Source organism: Microbacterium sp. NPDC006705, from assembly GCF_044903545.1.
Classification (GTDB): domain Bacteria; phylum Actinomycetota; class Actinomycetes; order Actinomycetales; family Microbacteriaceae; genus Microbacterium; species Microbacterium plantarum.
Map to the genome: position 1 here is coordinate 500350 of NZ_JBJDQQ010000001.1, position 14732 is coordinate 515081.

Annotated in this window: 14 protein-coding genes; 3 read left to right on the forward strand and 11 right to left on the reverse strand. The window is 69.3% G+C overall.

Annotated elements, in window-relative coordinates; translation table 11 throughout:
* The first annotated feature begins 51 nt into the window (after nt 1–51).
* A complete protein-coding gene (locus tag ACI2K6_RS02370; RefSeq protein ID WP_181574124.1) occupies nt 52–597 on the forward strand; it encodes a TetR/AcrR family transcriptional regulator in 546 nt (181 codons plus the stop codon).
* 43 nt (nt 598–640) lie between these two features.
* On the opposite strand, the gene serA is transcribed toward ACI2K6_RS02370, so the two are convergent.
* The 10 genes from serA to ACI2K6_RS02420 form a co-directional block, all read right to left on the reverse strand.
* Nucleotides 641–2245, reverse strand: a complete 1605-nt coding sequence (gene serA / locus ACI2K6_RS02375) for a phosphoglycerate dehydrogenase (protein ID WP_269266450.1) — start codon at nt 2243–2245, stop codon at nt 641–643.
* Nucleotides 2246–2375: 130 nt separating this feature from the next.
* Entirely contained in the window at nt 2376–2705 is a 330-nt protein-coding gene (locus ACI2K6_RS02380) for a hypothetical protein (RefSeq protein WP_378718388.1), read from the reverse strand.
* Complete coding sequence (locus tag ACI2K6_RS02385; protein ID WP_404567971.1) at nt 2705–3172, reverse strand: hypothetical protein; 468 nt, start codon at nt 3170–3172, stop codon at nt 2705–2707. Before ACI2K6_RS02385 ends, ACI2K6_RS02380 begins: the two co-directional genes overlap by 1 nt.
* Before the next feature lie 57 nt (nt 3173–3229).
* Nucleotides 3230–3952: a hypothetical protein gene (locus ACI2K6_RS02390; RefSeq protein WP_404567973.1), complete on the reverse strand. Its 723-nt coding sequence runs from the start codon at nt 3950–3952 to the stop codon at nt 3230–3232.
* A gap of 140 nt (nt 3953–4092) precedes the next feature.
* Nucleotides 4093–5118 carry a ketol-acid reductoisomerase gene (gene ilvC, locus ACI2K6_RS02395; protein ID WP_023951072.1) on the reverse strand — a complete coding sequence of 342 codons (1026 nt, stop codon included), beginning with the start codon at nt 5116–5118 and terminating at the stop codon, nt 4093–4095.
* Nucleotides 5119–5154: 36 nt separating this feature from the next.
* Complete coding sequence (gene ilvN, locus ACI2K6_RS02400) at nt 5155–5664, reverse strand: acetolactate synthase small subunit (RefSeq protein WP_071918201.1); 510 nt, start codon at nt 5662–5664, stop codon at nt 5155–5157.
* Between the two features lies 1 nt (nt 5665).
* On the reverse strand, nt 5666–7468 hold the full coding sequence (locus tag ACI2K6_RS02405) for an acetolactate synthase large subunit (RefSeq protein ID WP_404567975.1): 1803 nt from the start codon (nt 7466–7468) through the stop codon (nt 5666–5668).
* A 46-nt stretch (nt 7469–7514) separates the two neighbouring features.
* On the reverse strand, nt 7515–9221 hold the full coding sequence (gene ilvD / locus ACI2K6_RS02410) for a dihydroxy-acid dehydratase (RefSeq protein WP_112614394.1): 1707 nt from the start codon (nt 9219–9221) through the stop codon (nt 7515–7517).
* Between the two features lie 29 nt (nt 9222–9250).
* Nucleotides 9251–10042: a trehalose-phosphatase gene (gene otsB, locus ACI2K6_RS02415; RefSeq protein WP_404567977.1), complete on the reverse strand. Its 792-nt coding sequence runs from the start codon at nt 10040–10042 to the stop codon at nt 9251–9253.
* Nucleotides 10039–11520 carry a trehalose-6-phosphate synthase gene (locus ACI2K6_RS02420; RefSeq protein WP_274177769.1) on the reverse strand — a complete coding sequence of 494 codons (1482 nt, stop codon included), beginning with the start codon at nt 11518–11520 and terminating at the stop codon, nt 10039–10041. Before ACI2K6_RS02420 ends, otsB begins: the two co-directional genes overlap by 4 nt.
* Before the next feature lie 81 nt (nt 11521–11601).
* Between ACI2K6_RS02420 and ACI2K6_RS02425 the strand changes: the two genes are divergently transcribed.
* Entirely contained in the window at nt 11602–11859 is a 258-nt protein-coding gene (locus ACI2K6_RS02425; protein ID WP_112614388.1) for a hypothetical protein, read from the forward strand.
* A gap of 18 nt (nt 11860–11877) precedes the next feature.
* On the opposite strand, the gene ACI2K6_RS02430 is transcribed toward ACI2K6_RS02425, so the two are convergent.
* On the reverse strand, nt 11878–13062 hold the full coding sequence (locus tag ACI2K6_RS02430) for an acetyl-CoA C-acyltransferase (protein ID WP_404567979.1): 1185 nt from the start codon (nt 13060–13062) through the stop codon (nt 11878–11880).
* A 123-nt stretch (nt 13063–13185) separates the two neighbouring features.
* Between ACI2K6_RS02430 and ACI2K6_RS02435 the strand changes: the two genes are divergently transcribed.
* Entirely contained in the window at nt 13186–14700 is a 1515-nt protein-coding gene (locus ACI2K6_RS02435; protein WP_404567981.1) for a DUF222 domain-containing protein, read from the forward strand.
* Nucleotides 14701–14732 lie beyond the last annotated feature (32 nt).

The following is a 14732-nucleotide window of genomic DNA, read 5'->3' on the forward strand; positions in this document are numbered from 1 at the left end:
CAGCCGGTATAGTAACAGGACCGAACGCCGAGACGCGAGAGGATTGAGGACATGAGTCGTCCCCCACGCGCACGCGAGAGCGTGCTCGACGCATACGAGAATCTCCTGATCTCCGACGGAGCCCGCGGCGCCACGATGGACGCTGTCGCCGCCGCAGCCGGGGTCTCGAAGGGAGGGCTGCTGTACCACTACGCCTCGAAGGAGGCGCTCGAGACGGCCCTCCTGGAGCGGATGATGGAGCTCGCGCGTCTCGACGTCGACGACATGGCGCAGCATCCCGAGGGGATCGTCGCGGCCTATCTCCGCACGTCGGTGATGGAGGACAGCGCGCTCGATCGCGCGCTCTTGGCCGGTTCCCGTCTGGCTCAGAGCGGTCACCCCGCCGCGAGCGCCGCGCTGCGCGACGTCCGCACCCTGTGGGAAGAGGCGCTCCGCGAGCACACGCGCGACGAGACGGCGCTGCAGCTCGTGCTTCTGGTCGGCGACGGCCTCTACTTCAACAACGCGCTGGGGGCGGGCGCTGTCGTGGGTCCACTCCCCCAGGGCGAAGACTTCGACGCACTCATCCGGCTGGTGCTCAGCGTCGCCCGACCATGACCGATGCCCGGGACGAATCCGCCCCGGGCATCGAATAGAGCACTCAGACCTCGGTCAGCTCGATCTGGCGGAACAGGTCTGCGGCCACGGCCTCGCGCATCTCGTCGAGAAGGTGGTCGGGCACCGGCGAATCGACCGTGAGCACCGAGAGCGCGCGGCCCGAGGCGTCCGGCCGCGCGACCTGCAGACCGGCGATGTTGATGCCCGCCTCCCCCAGCTTCTGGCCGTAGATCGCGACGATGCCGGGCCGGTCGGCGTAGCGCATGACGACGTGGTGACGCTCGATCGGCACCTCGACCTCGTAACCGTTGATACCGACCACCTTCGGAACCATCCGCGTTCCGGCGAGAGTGCCCTCGACCGTCAGGACCGACCCGTCGGAGAGGGTGCCCCGGAGAATGGTGATGTTGCGGTAGAGCGGGCTGTCGGCCTCGACGATGAGACGAGTCTCGATGCCGCGCTGCTCGGCGAAGAGCGGTGCGTTCACGTACGAGACGTTCTCGCTGACGATATTGGTGAAGATGCCCTTCAGCGCGGCGAGACGGTACACGCTCACGTCGTAGGCGGCCAGCTCGCCGCGGACCTCGATGTCGAGGCTCGTCAGTGCGCTGGGCGCAAGACCCGTGAAGATCTGGCCGAGCTGCTCGACGAGCGCGATGCCGGGGCGGACGAAGGGGTCGATGACACCCCCGGCGACGTTGACGGCATCGGGCACGAGGTCGCCCTCGAGAGCGAGCTTGACCGACTTCGCGACCGAGACGCCCGCCTTCTCCTGAGCCTCATCGGTCGACGCGCCGAGGTGCGGCGTGACGACGACGTTCGGCAGAGAGAGCAGCGGGTACGCCGTGCCGTCCTCCTTCGGCGGCTCGCTCGTGAACACGTCGAGCCCCGCCCCGGCGATCTCGCCGGTCGTGAGAGCGGCGTAGAGGGCCTCCTCGTCGATCAGGCCGCCGCGAGCGACGTTGACGACGTAGGCGGACTTCTTCATGCGCGCGAACTGCTCGGCGCCGATCATGCCGGTCGTCTCAGGCGTCTTGGGCATGTGGATCGTGACGAAATCGCTCTGCGCGAGCAGGTCGTCGAGGCTCAACAGCGTCACGCCGAGCTGCTGTGCACGGGTGGGAGTGACGTAGGGGTCGTATGCCACGACGTTGACGCCGAATGCCTGCAGTCGCGCAGCGATCAGCGCACCGATACGGCCGAGGCCGATGATGCCCACGGTCTTCTCGAACAGCTCGGTTCCGGTGAAGGACGAGCGCTTCCACGCACCGGTCGCGAGCGACGCGTGAGCCGCGGGAATGTGGCGCGCAAGGCTGAGGATGTGGCCGACGGTGAGCTCGGCCGCGGAGATGATGTTGGATGTCGGAGCGTTGACCACCATCACACCGGCAGCAGTTGCGGCCTTGATGTCGACGTTGTCGAGTCCGACGCCCGCGCGAGCGATGACCTTCAGCGAGGGCGCGGCAGCGATCGCCTCGGCATCCATCTTGGTCGCCGATCGGATCAGCACAGCATGCGCGTCGGCGAGAGCCGGCAGCAGCGCGGCACGGTCGGCGCCGTCGACGGATCGGATCTCGAAATCAGGACCGAGGGCATCGATCGTGGCGGGCGAGAGTTCTTCGGCGATGAGCACGACGGGCTGGGGCACGGACGATCCTCTGGAGCATGCGCAGAAGCGCGGAACGGGTGGTCGCCACGACAGCCGACGGCGGTGCGGCGGGTCGTCTCAGCCTAGCGCGGCGTCGGCGACACCCATGACCGTGTGACGTTCCGCCGCGTCAGACCGCACCGGAGGTGAGCGCGAACGAGATGACGTTGAGGAAGAACACGGATGCAAGCCCGAGGCCGCCCAGCAGAATGAGCGCGAACGCCCAGGACGGCCGGCGCCAACCGAGCGCGAAGCCCCCGGCGAAGATCACGATCGGCATCACGACCGCGGCGACCACGGCCACCCACCCGACAGCGGTGCGTGCCGGAGAGGGCGCGAAGAGGAGCGGGACCGCCGCCCAGACCGCATACGCGTAGAACAGACCGAACGCGCCCGCGACAGTCGCCACCCGCCATACCGGGGGCGCCTTCCGTGACGGCTGCGCTTCGTTCGACACCATCAGCTCACCGCCCCGAGCGTCGCGAAGGGCCACGGAACGAGAAGCAGCGCTCCCGCGACGAGCCAGGCGAATCGTATCCACACGCGCGAGCTCCGGGTGAGGATGTAGGCGGCCGTGAACCAGATCGCCGGCGCGGCGACGGCGAGCACGAGCACCGGGATGGTGACGGCCGTCTCGATCCCGAGCAGTCCGCTCAGGTTGTGGACGCGCATGCCGCCGACGAACCAGCCGATCGAGTACAGCAGATAGATCCCGCCGAGGACACCGAGCGAGATGAGAGCAGCACTGCTCAGGCCCTCGGACGAGGGGTGCTCCGCCGACTCGGCAGGCAGGTCGGACGCCGTCTCCGTGGAATCGTTCTCCCTAGGGCCGGATACCGCCGGCGTGGGCTGACCCGTGGCCGCGGACACGAGTGTCGGATCGTCGTCCCCCGCCCAGCTCAGGGCGTCGTCATCGCGGCTCGTCACCTGCTCAGAGTACCGCGCGACCACGGCCGGCACGGGCGCGGCGCCGTGCCGCGCCGATCAGCGACCGATCTGACGACCGCCGCGCAGCACCAGAATCGCGACACCGGCGCCGGCCAGAGCGAGCGCTCCGGCCCACGGCGCCCAGACGACGGGTCGCGTGAGTTCCTCGCCCGACCCGTCGTACAACGATCCGACTCGGACCGCGTCGGTCCGCCCCGTCGGGTCTTCAGCGGGGACGGAAGCGCCGAGCTGCGCCGACCCGCCCACGTCAGGACCGCCGTCGATGTGGACCGCGTCGCTCGGTTCGGGGGTGGGCGTTGCCATGTCGGTACCACGCGGCGCGAGCCGCAGCAAGGCGCCGAGTCGGATAGCAGTGGAAGCGCGCAGCTCGACCTGGGCGTCGGTCTCGATGCGCGGCGGCGTCGGCGCGGGCGGCTGCTCGACGGGTACCGTCGGCGAGGGGTCCACCGGAGAGGACGGGCTCGGTGCCGGACTCGTGGTCGGCGCCGGAGTCGGCTCGCCATCCGTCGGCGACGGTTCGCTGGTCGGCGCGGGCGACGGCGTCTCGGTCTCACCCGGCGCGGGCGTCGGGACGCCCTCGTCCGATTCCTCATCCGGGATCACGGGCGCAACCGGGGCGTCCGATCGCGGGACGACCTCGATCTCATCGGCGGTGACCGACCAGGCGGACGGTGCGGTGATCGCCCCCGCGATCACAGAAGCTGCGACGCACACCGCCCCCAGGCGCGCGCGAGCGAACTGCTTCTTACGGACGGGCATGCATCCATCGTAAAAGGTCACGACTGTGGGGGCACGCCGAAAGCCCGGCCCCTGATGGGGACCGGGCTTCCGTGGCACGAGGCCGGGCTCGACGGGGTGCCGCCGAGGGTCGCGGAGCGGACGGTGCCGCTCGTGACGGGTCAGCGCGCGGCGCTGCCCTCGATGTAGTCGCTGTCCTGCTGCTTCCAGGCGAAGAGGCCGCGCAGCTCCTTGCCGGTCGCCTCGATGGGGTGACCCTGCTCCTTCTCGCGGAGGCCGAGGAACTCGGTGGCGCCGTTGTCCTGGTCGGCGATGAAGCGCTGCGCGAACGCGCCCGACTGGATATCGGCGAGCACGGCCTTCATGTTCTCCTTGACCTCCGGCGAGATCACGCGCGGGCCGGAGACGTAGTCGCCGTACTCGGCGGTGTCGGAGATCGACCAGCGCTGCTTGGCGATGCCGCCCTCCCACATGAGGTCGACGATCAGCTTGAGCTCGTGCAGCACCTCGAAGTACGCGATCTGGGGCTGGTAGCCGGCCTCGATCAGCGTCTCGAAGCCGTACTGGACGAGGTGGCTCATGCCACCGCAGAGCACGGCCTGCTCGCCGAAGAGATCGGTCTCGGTCTCCTCCGTGAAGGTGGTCTTGATGACACCCGCGCGGGTGCCGCCGATGGCCTTCGCGTACGAAAGCGCGGTGTCCCAGGCCGAGCCGGACGCGTCGCGCTCGACGGCGATGATGTCGGGGATGCCGCGACCCGCGACGAACTCGCGGCGCACCGTGTGGCCCGGGGCCTTCGGGGCGACGAGGATGACGTCGACGCCCTCGGGAGCGTCGATGTAGCCGAAGCGGATGTTGAAGCCGTGCGCGAACGCGAGGGTCTTGCCCGCCGTGAGCTTGTCCTTGATGGAGTCGGCGTAGATCGAGCGCTGGTGCTGATCGGGAGCCAGGATCATGATGAGGTCGGCCCACTCTGCGGCATCCGCGACGTTCTTGACCTCGAAGCCCTCGTCCTGCGCCTTCGCGGCTGACTTCGAGCCGTCCTTGAGCGCGATGACGACCTCGACACCGGAGTCGCGGAGGTTCTGGGCGTGGGCGTGTCCCTGCGAGCCGTAGCCGACGATCGCGACCTTCTTGCCCTGGATGATGGACAGGTCGGCGTGGTCGTCGTAGAAGATCTCGGCCATGTTCGTGTGTTTCTCCTTGATTCGTGGTTCGGAAGGTCAGCCGCGCAGAACGCGCTCGGTGATGCTCTTGCCGCCGCGCCCGATGGCGAGCAGGCCGGACTGGGCCAGCTCCTTGATGCCGAAGGGCTCGAAGGCGCGGAGGATCGCGTCGATCTTGCCGCGGTCTCCGGTCACCTCGACCACCAGCGCGTCGGGGGCGTAGTCGACGATCGCGGCGCGGAACAGGTTCGCGACCTCGATCACGTTCGAGCGGGTCTGGTTGTCGGCCCGCACCTTGATGAGGATGTGCTCGCGCTGCACCGACGACGAGAAGTCGAGCTCGACGATCTTGATGACGTTCACGAGCTTGTTCAGCTGCTTGGTCACCTGCTCGAGCGGCAACTCCTCGACATCGACGACGACCGTGATGCGCGAGAGCCCCGGCACCTCGGTGACGCCGACGGCGAGCGACTCGATGTTGAAGCCGCGTCGGGCGAACAGCCCGGCGACACGGGTCAGCAGACCCGGCTTGTCCTCCACCAGGAGGCTCAGCACGTGGCGCGACATCTCAGGCCTCCTCGTCGAATGCGGGCGCGTGCTCGCGGGCGTACTGGATGTAGCTGTTGCTCACACCCTGCGGGACCATCGGCCACACCATCGCGTCGGCGCTCACGACGAAATCGATCACGACGGGGCGATCGTTCGTCTCGAGGGCGAGCTTGATGGCGTCGTCGATCTGGTCCTCGGTCTCGACCCGGATGGCGAGGCAGCCGTACGCTTCGCCGAGCTTGACGAAATCGGGGACGCGCGCCGTTCCGTGGCCGGTGTTCAGGTCGGTGTTCGAGTGACGGCCATCGAAGAACAGCGTCTGCCACTGCCGCACCATGCCCAGCGACGAGTTGTTGATGATCGCGACCTTGATCGGGATCTGGTTGATGACGCAGGTCGCGAGCTCCTGGTTCGTCATCTGGAAGCAGCCGTCGCCGTCGATCGCCCAGACGACGCGCTCCGGCTGAGCGACCTTCGCACCCATGGCAGCGGGCACCGCGTAGCCCATCGTGCCGGCGCCGCCGGAGTTGAGCCATGAGTTGGGGCGCTCGTACTTGATGAACTGTGCGGCCCACATCTGGTGCTGGCCGACGCCCGAGGCGTAGACGCCCTCGGGGCCCGTGAGCTCGCCGATCCGCTGGATCACGTGCTGCGGCGACAGCAGCCCGTCGGTCGTCGGGGCGTAACCGAGCGGGAACTCCTCGCGCAGCCCGTCGAGGTAGGCCCACCACTCGGTCGTGTCGGGCTTGCCGTCGCCGATGACGCCGCGGAAGGCCGACTCGAGGTCGACCAGCACGTCGCGCACATCGCCCACGATCGGGACGTCGGCGAAGCGGATCTTCGAGATCTCGGCCGGATCGATGTCGACGTGCACGACCTTGGCGTGCGGCGCGAACAACGACGCTTTGCCGGTCACACGGTCGTCGAAGCGCGCACCGAGGGCGACGATCAGATCGGACTCCTGCAGCGCGAGCACCGCGGGCACCGTGCCGTGCATGCCCGGCATGCCGAGGTGCTGCGGGTGCGAGTCGGGGAAGGCGCCGCGCGCCATGAGCGTCGTGACCACGGGTGCGCCGGTCGCCTCCGCGAGCGTCAGCAGCTCGTCGGATGCGCCGCCGCGGATGACACCGCCGCCCACGTACAGCACGGGCTTGTGCGACTCGGCGAGAAGCTGCGCAGCCGCCTGGATCTGCTTGCCGTGCGCCTTGGTCACCGGACGATATCCCGGCAGGTCGATCTTCGGCGGCCACACGAACGGCGCGCTGTTCTGCTGAGCGTCCTTCGTGATGTCCACGAGAACCGGGCCGGGGCGGCCGGTGCCGGCGATCTCGAACGCCGCGGCGATCGCGCCGGGGATCTCCTCGGCGGTCTTCACGAGGAACGAGTGCTTCGTGATCGGCATCGTGATGCCGACGATGTCGGCTTCCTGGAAGGCATCCGTGCCCATGAGGGTCGAGAACACCTGCCCGGTGATGCAGACGAGCGGGACGGAGTCCATGTACGCGTCGGCGATCGCCGTCACGAGGTTGGTCGCGCCCGGGCCCGAGGTGGCGATCGTGACGCCGACCCGGCCGGATGCCGCGGCGTAGCCCTCGGCCGCGTGCCCTGCACCCTGCTCGTGACGGACGAGGATGTGACGCACCGCCTCGTCGTCCATGAGCGGGTCGTAGACGGGCATGATCGCGCCGCCCGGGAGCCCGAAGACCTCGGTGACGCCGAGGTTGTCGAGCGATCGGACAACGGCTTCTGCTCCCGTGATCACGGGTGCCGAGGGTGTGCGGGACGGCGGCCGGGGAATGGCCGCGGAGATGTCGGTGGACATGGTGATGAACCTCGCTGGAGAAGAGGAGACGATGTCGGAGCCGAAGTCAGCCGGTGGTCGCGCCCTCCGCGGCGGAGCGCACGAGCTTGGAGTACTTGGCCAGAACGCCACGGGTATAGCGCGGGGGAAGAGGGGCCCAGCCGTCGCGGCGGGCGTTCAGCTCAGCCTCGTCGACGAGTAGGTCGAGGGAGCGAGCCGCGATATCGACCCGTATCAGATCACCATCGCGCACGAATGCGATGGGACCTGCGTCCACCGCTTCGGGTGCTATGTGGCCGATGCACAGGCCGGTTGTGCCGCCTGAGAATCGTCCGTCCGTCAAGAGTAGTACATCTTTTCCGAGCCCGGCGCCCTTGATGGCGGCGGTGATGGCGAGCATCTCGCGCATGCCCGGTCCACCCTTCGGGCCTTCGTAGCGGATGACGATGACCGAGCCCGGCTCGATCTCACCGTTCGCCACGGCATCCATCGCCGCGCGCTCGCGCTCGAACACACGCGCGGGCCCCTCGAACACCGCGGCGTCGAAGCCTGCGGTCTTGACGACGGCGCCCTCGGGGGCGAGCGACCCGTGCAGGATCGTGATGCCGCCGCTGGCGTGGATCGGGTTGTCGAACGTGTGGATGACCTTGCCGTCGATCGGCTCCGGGTCGAGGTCGCGGAGGTTCTCGGCGAGAGTCTTTCCGGTCACGGTCAGAGCGTCGCCGTGCAGCAGCCCCTCGTCGAGCATGGCCTTCATGACGACGGGGATGCCGCCGTGCCGGTCGACGTCGTTCATGACGTACTGGCCGAAGGGCTTCATGTCCGCGACGTGCGGCGTCTTGTCGCCGATGCGGTTGAAGTCGTGCAGGCTCAGGTCGACCTCCGCCTCGCGGGCGATCGCGAGGAGGTGGAGGACGGCGTTCGTCGAGCCACCGAGGGCCATGACGAGGGCGATCGCGTTCTCGAACGCCTCCTTCGTCAGGATGTCCTTCGTCGTGATGCCCTGACGCAGGAGGTTGACGACGGCCTCGCCCGAGCGATGGGCGTAGTAGTCGCGACGGCGGTCGGCCGACGGCGGCGCGGCGGAGCCCGGCAGGCTGAGGCCGAGGGCCTCGCCGACGGAGGCCATCGTGTTGGCGGTGTACATCCCGCCGCAGGCACCCTCCCCCGGGACGATCGCGCACTCGATGCGCTTGAGGTCCGCCTCGCTCATCTTTCCGGCACGGCACGCGCCGACACCCTCGAACGAGTCGATGATCGTGACGTCCTTCTCGGTGCCGTCGCTCAGCTTGACCCAGCCCGGCATCGTCGAGCCGGCGTACAGGAAGACGCTCGACAGGCCGAGGCGCGCGCTCGCCATCATCATGCCGGGGATCGACTTGTCGCAGCCGGCGAGCAGGACCGTGCCGTCGAGGCGTTCGGCCATGATGACGGCCTCGACCGAGTCGGCGATGACCTCGCGCGACACGAGGGAGAAGTGCATGCCCTCGTGGCCCATCGAGATGCCGTCCGAGACGGAGATGGTGCCGAACTGCAGCGGGTAGCCGCCGCCCGAGTGGACGCCCTCCTTGGCACCCTGCGCGAGCCGGTCGAGGCTCAGGTTGCAGGGGGTGATCTCGTTCCAGCTCGAGGCGATGCCGATCTGGGGCTTGTCCCAGTCCTCGTCGCCCATTCCGACGGCACGGAGCATGCCTCGGGAGGTCGTGGCTTCGATGCCGTCGGTGACGGCACGACTGCGGGGCTTGATGTCGATGGTCTCGGAGCTGTCGGACATTCTCGAATTCTATGCCCGTGCGGCAGGGCTCATTCTCCCGCCCGGGCCTCGGCGAGCCGTCCCAGCAGGACCGCGAGGGCGGCGGCATCCGCCACCCGGTATTGAGCGACCGTCTCTCCCCCACCCACGCGGATCCCCACGTCGCCCGGGTCGAGCGAGGCGAGCGCGTCCTCGTCGGTCACGTCGTCGCCGGCGAAGAGGACGACGTCGGCCCCGACCCGATCACGGAGGCTGCGGACGGCCGAGTCCTTGCCCTCGTGCCGCGAGGCGAACTCGAGGATGTCCTGGCCGGTGCGGCGGCGCCACGCGGGCGCCTCGGTCCGGACGAGATCATCGATCCGGGTGGCTGCCTCGGCGGCCTGCTCCCGATCGGCCAACCGCGTGTGGAGGGCGAACCCGAACCGCTTGTGCTCGATCCATGCGCCGTCGAGGCCTCCGATCATCTGCTCCGCGCGCGCCGTGAGCTCGTCGCGGAGTGAGACGTCGCTGTCGCTGTCATGGGCGGAGTCCGCGCCCGGATGCCAGAACTCGGCGCCGTGCGAGCCGGCGAGATGTATCCGCGAATCCGGCTCGCGCTCGGAGATCTCGGCCAGGTGTTCGAGCGTACGACCCGACACGAGCGCGACCGTCGTCGCGGGTGCGTGAGCGAGCCGCGCGAGCGCGTCGCGCGCGGCGGGCAGCATTCTGGCCGACATCGGCTCATCGACGAGCGGGGCGAGCGTGCCGTCGAAGTCGAGCGCGATGAGGAGGTGCCGTGCGCTCGCTGCGCGCGCGACGGCTTCTGCGAGACCGTCGGGCGATGTGTACGCGACGGCGCTCATGCGCTGTGCTCCGCTTCGGTGGCGGCGGTCGAGACGGCGCGCGCGGTGGCAGCCGACTCAGCCGGGCTATTGGACTGAGCGGCGGTCGCGAGCGCGTCCAGGAACGATCGCGACCAGTCGTCGACGTCGTGTTCGCGGACGCGCTTGCGGAGAGCCCGCATGCGCCTCCCCTGCTCGGCTGCGGGCATCTCGATCGCCCGCACGATGGCATCCTTCATTCCGTCGATGTCGTGCGGGTTGATGCGCACGGCGCTCGCGAGTTCGTCGGCAGCACCGGCGAACTCGCTCAGGACGAGTACCCCGCGGTTGTCGATGCGACTGGCGACGTACTCCTTCGCGACGAGGTTCATGCCGTCACGGAGCGCGGTGACGAGCATGATGTCGGCGGCGAGGAAGAGGGCCACCATCTCTTCGCGCGGGAACGCCTGGTGCATGTAGCGGATCGCGCTGTGACCCCAGGTGTCGTGGTCGCCGTTGATGCGCGCGACGGTCAGCTCGATCTCGTCGCGCAGCTGCACGTACGACTCGACGCGCTCCCGGCTGGGGCTGGCGACCTGCACGAGAGTGGCGTCCTCGACGGAGACCCGTCCATCCTCGATGAGCTCGCCGAAGGCCTTGAGGCGGTGCCGGATGCCCTTCGTGTAGTCCAGCCGGTCGACGCCGAGCAGGACCGTCTTGGGGTTGCCGAGATCCTCGCGGATCTCCGCGGCCCGCGCCTGGATGTCAGGACGCTGTGCGAGCTCGATGTAGTCGTCGGTCGAGATCGAGATCGGGAACGCCTTGGCGAGTGCCGTGCGGTGCCCTCCGCCCGGGGCGGGGACGCGGATGCCGCTGGCCTTGGTTTCGTACCGCAGTTGACGCCGCACAGCGCGCGCGAAATTGCCGGCGTCGGCCACGCGCTGGAAACCGATCACGTCAGCGCCCAGGAGGCCCTCCAGCACCTGCTTCCGCCACGGGAGCTGCGAGTACAGCCCGTAAGCGGGGAACGGGATGTGGTGGAAGTACCCGATCGTGAGGTCGGGACGCATGTCGCGCAGCATCTTCGGCACGAGCTGCAGCTGGTAGTCCTGCACCCACACGGTTCCGCCGTCCGCTGCCACCGCAGCCGCAGCCTCGGCGAAGCGCCGGTTCACGCGCTGGTATGCCTCCCACCAGTTGCGCCGGTATCGCGGGGCGGCGATGACGTCGTGGTAGAGAGGCCAGATCGTGTCGTTGGAGAAGCCCTCGTAGTAGTCCTCGACGTCGGCGGCGCTGAGGGCGACGGGTACGAGGTGCATGCCGTCGAAGTCGAACGGATCGAACTCGAGGTCGGGCTTTCCGGGCCAGCCGACCCACGCGCCCTCGGTGCGGCGCATGACGGGCTCGAGGGCGGTGACGAGCCCTCCCGGCGAACGGCGCCATTCTCCGTCCCCACCACCGTCCGTGTTCCGGTCAACCGGAAGCCGGTTGGCGACGACGACGAAATCAGCGGTGCTCATGCATGCCTCCAGGCTGCGATCGGCGGTGATCCCAGCCTACCCGCGCGCCCAGCGCCCCCTGCGGGCGGCTACGTTTGTGGTATGCGCAAGTACCTTTTCGGCACCGGCCTCCTCTCCGCGATCACCGGTGGCGTGACGCTCCTCCGCTCGGCCCGCAGCGACGAGCCGTTCACGTGGCGCACCGCCCTGGCATGGCTCAGCTGGGGCATCACGATGGCGCTGGCGATCGGCGCCGTCGTCGACAGCTACCGCGGTGCTCGTGGGCGGCTCGTGGCGGACGACTCGAACGTCGACCGCGACAAGCTCTTCGCGGAGCGGGTCAAGCGCGGCCGGCGCTGACCCCGGGTCGAGGCGGGCTCAGCGCGTCAGGATGAGCGCTTCGCCCTGACCGCCGCCGCCGCACAGACCCGCGGCCGCTGCTCCGGCTCCGCGGCGCGCGAGCTCATGGGCGAGGTGGACGACGAGCCGTGCTCCGGAAGCGCCGATGGGGTGCCCGAGCGCGATGCCGCCGCCGTCGATGTTGACGATGTCAGCAGAGACACCGAGCCGGCGCACCGAGGCTGCCACGACGGCGCCGAACGCCTCGTTGATCTCGACGAGATGGAGCTCCGAGACCGTCATACCCTGCTTCGCCAGGGCCCGCTCGATCGCGGCGGCCGGCTGCTCGTGGAGCGAGTTGTCGGGACCGGCGACCTGGCCATTGGCACCGACGACGACCATCACCGACCATCCCTCCCGCTCGGCGCGCTCGCGCGTCGTCAACACGACCGCCGCTGCGCCATCTGAGATCTGAGAGGCATTGCCGGCGGTGATCGAGCCGTCCTTCGCGAAGGCGGGACGCAGCCCACCGAGGGTGTCGACGGTCGTATCGGCACGGATGCCCTCGTCGGTATCGACGATGAGTGGCTCGCCCCGACGCTGCGGCACCGCCACCGGAGCGATCTCAGCCGCGAAGCGGCCTGCGTCGCGGGCTGCCGCAGCACGCTGATGAGAGCGCGCGGCAGCGGCATCCTGGTCCTGCCTGGACACAGCGAACCGAGGGTTGAGGCGCTCGGTCGAGGCGCCCATGCTCTCGCGGTCGTACGCATCGGTGAGCCCGTCGAAGGCGGTGTGGTCGAGCACCTCGATCGATCCATAGGACCAGCCCGAACGCGAGCCCGGGAGGAGGTGGGGCGCCCGGCTCATCGATTCCATGCCGCCGGCTACCACGACCTCGGCGTCGCCGAGCGCGATCATGCGCGCGGCGTCGATGATCGCCGTGAGGCCGGAGAGGCAGACCTTGTTGACGCTCGAGGCCGGGACGTCCCAGCCGATGCCGCCCGCGAGCGCGGCCTGCCGAGCCGGATTCTGTCCATTGCCCGCGGGGAGGACCTGCCCCATGATGACGGCGTCGACCGCAGTGGCGGCGACGCCTGATGCTGCGAGAGCACCGGCGATGGCGGCGCCACCGAGCTCGGGGGCCGAAACGGACGACAGACTCCCCTGCAAGCGCCCCTGCGGCGTACGGGCGGCGGCGACGATGACGATCTCGGGCGTGGTCATGTTCTCAAGCCTACGAGCGTCCCCGACGTCGATGGCCCATGCAGGTCCCCGCCGCGGGGACGAGATTCCGGCCCCTGTGGAGAGTGTTGGGCCGATGTCGGGGGTCCGTGACAGTATTCGAACATGCATTCGAATGACGAACTCGGCGGCCGGCCCGGCAGCGGGATAGGCAGCGACGGTGACGTCGATGCCGTGGCGGTGCTGGTCGCGGATGCCGAGGGCGCGGCGGATGCTGCGCGGTTGGCGCAGATTCGTGAGGTTCGGGTGCTCGCTGCGGCGGGGGTTCTCGCGGAGAAGCAGGCCGTGGGCGCGTCGGAGAAGGTCAAGGCGCGCGAGATGGCGTTGCGCGGGATCGCCGCGGAGCTGGCCGGGGTGTTCATCGCGACCGACCGGACACTGCAGCGTCGGATCGACGAGGCGCGCGATCTGGTCGACAACTTCCCGCTGACGATGGCCGCGTGGGAGGACGGGCGCATCGTGCGTGGGCATGTGCGGGTGATTCAGGAGGTCGGATGCCTCGTGCCCGTGGAGGGCCGGGCGGAGTTCGAACGCGTCGCGATCGAGCGGTGCGAGGGCGAGACACCCAACCGGGTGCGGGACGCGTTGCGGACGATCGCGGAGCGGATTCACCCGCGGACGTTCACCGAACGGCACGAAGAAGCCGCCGCAGGACGGGGCGTGCGGGTGCAGACCGGGCCGGACGGAATGTCCGACCTGATCGCGACCCTGCCGACCGTGATCGCCGACGGAATCGTGGACCGGCTGACGCGTCAGGCCCGGGAGATCATCAACGCGCGGGCCCAGGCTGACGCGGCGGGTGGCGGCGCTGACGCCGACGCTGACGCTGACGCGCGAGCCGAGGCGCCTGGCGTTCGAGCCGACGCGAACGGCGGCTCACCCGGCGCCGACACGACAATTCGCGACGGGTCGTCGTTCGTCGACGATGCGCGATCGATCGATCAGGTCCGCGCCGACGTGTTCTCCGACCTGCTCCTCGCGGGGACGCCGGCGCTCGACCCGACTGGCACCGGTGACGAGAACGGAACGCTCGGGGCGATCCGCGCGCACGTGCAGGTCGCGGTGTCGGCACTGACATTGATGGGACAGGACGACGGGCCAGCCGACCTAGCCGGCCGCTCCCCCATCGACGCGAACACCGCACGCGAACTCGCAGGCAACGCGACCTCCTGGGACCGGCTTCTCACCCACCCGGTCACCGGGACGGTCCTCGAGTGCGACAGCTACCGGCCCACCGCGGCCATGGTGCGGCTACTGCGAGCCCGAGACCGGCACTGCCGGTTCCCCGGATGCCGGCAACCCGCCATCCGCTGCGAGATCGACCACACCATCGCCGCATCCGACGGCGGGGCGACACATGTCCGCAATCTCGCGAACCTCTGCAAGAGACACCACGACGTCAAACACCACACCCGGTGGCGAGTCCGACAACTCGCGGGCGGAAGGCTGATCTGGACCTCACCGACCGGGCGGGTCTACCGCGAAGACGTACCACCACCACTCGTCGCCTTCACCGTCACGGAACCGCCCGGCGGTGACGGATGGCACTCCGTCCTGCACGCAGCACCGACCGGGTCGGTCGCTGTCGCGCGGCCCGCTCGCAGCGCTCCGCCGTTCTGAGGCGCTCGACCGCGCCCTGACGGCAACACACG

What these genes read in the sequence shown, in the direction of transcription:
- ilvN (WP_071918201.1), bottom strand. Translation starts at nt 5,664, where the DNA reads ATGTCGCGCCACGTGCTGAGCCTCCTGGTGGAGGACAAGCCGGGTCTG.
- ACI2K6_RS02435 (WP_404567981.1), top strand. Translation starts at nt 13,186, where the DNA reads ATGCATTCGAATGACGAACTCGGCGGCCGGCCCGGCAGCGGGATAGGC.
- ilvC (WP_023951072.1), bottom strand. Translation starts at nt 5,118, where the DNA reads ATGGCCGAGATCTTCTACGACGACCACGCCGACCTGTCCATCATCCAG.
- ACI2K6_RS02405 (WP_404567975.1), bottom strand. Translation starts at nt 7,468, where the DNA reads ATGTCCACCGACATCTCCGCGGCCATTCCCCGGCCGCCGTCCCGCACA.
- ilvD (WP_112614394.1), bottom strand. Translation starts at nt 9,221, where the DNA reads ATGTCCGACAGCTCCGAGACCATCGACATCAAGCCCCGCAGTCGTGCC.
- ACI2K6_RS02420 (WP_274177769.1), bottom strand. Translation starts at nt 11,520, where the DNA reads ATGAGCACCGCTGATTTCGTCGTCGTCGCCAACCGGCTTCCGGTTGAC.
- ACI2K6_RS02370 (WP_181574124.1), top strand. Translation starts at nt 52, where the DNA reads ATGAGTCGTCCCCCACGCGCACGCGAGAGCGTGCTCGACGCATACGAG.
- ACI2K6_RS02425 (WP_112614388.1), top strand. Translation starts at nt 11,602, where the DNA reads ATGCGCAAGTACCTTTTCGGCACCGGCCTCCTCTCCGCGATCACCGGT.
- ACI2K6_RS02430 (WP_404567979.1), bottom strand. Translation starts at nt 13,062, where the DNA reads ATGACCACGCCCGAGATCGTCATCGTCGCCGCCGCCCGTACGCCGCAG.
- ACI2K6_RS02390 (WP_404567973.1), bottom strand. Translation starts at nt 3,952, where the DNA reads ATGCCCGTCCGTAAGAAGCAGTTCGCTCGCGCGCGCCTGGGGGCGGTG.
- otsB (WP_404567977.1), bottom strand. Translation starts at nt 10,042, where the DNA reads ATGAGCGCCGTCGCGTACACATCGCCCGACGGTCTCGCAGAAGCCGTC.
- ACI2K6_RS02380 (WP_378718388.1), bottom strand. Translation starts at nt 2,705, where the DNA reads ATGGTGTCGAACGAAGCGCAGCCGTCACGGAAGGCGCCCCCGGTATGG.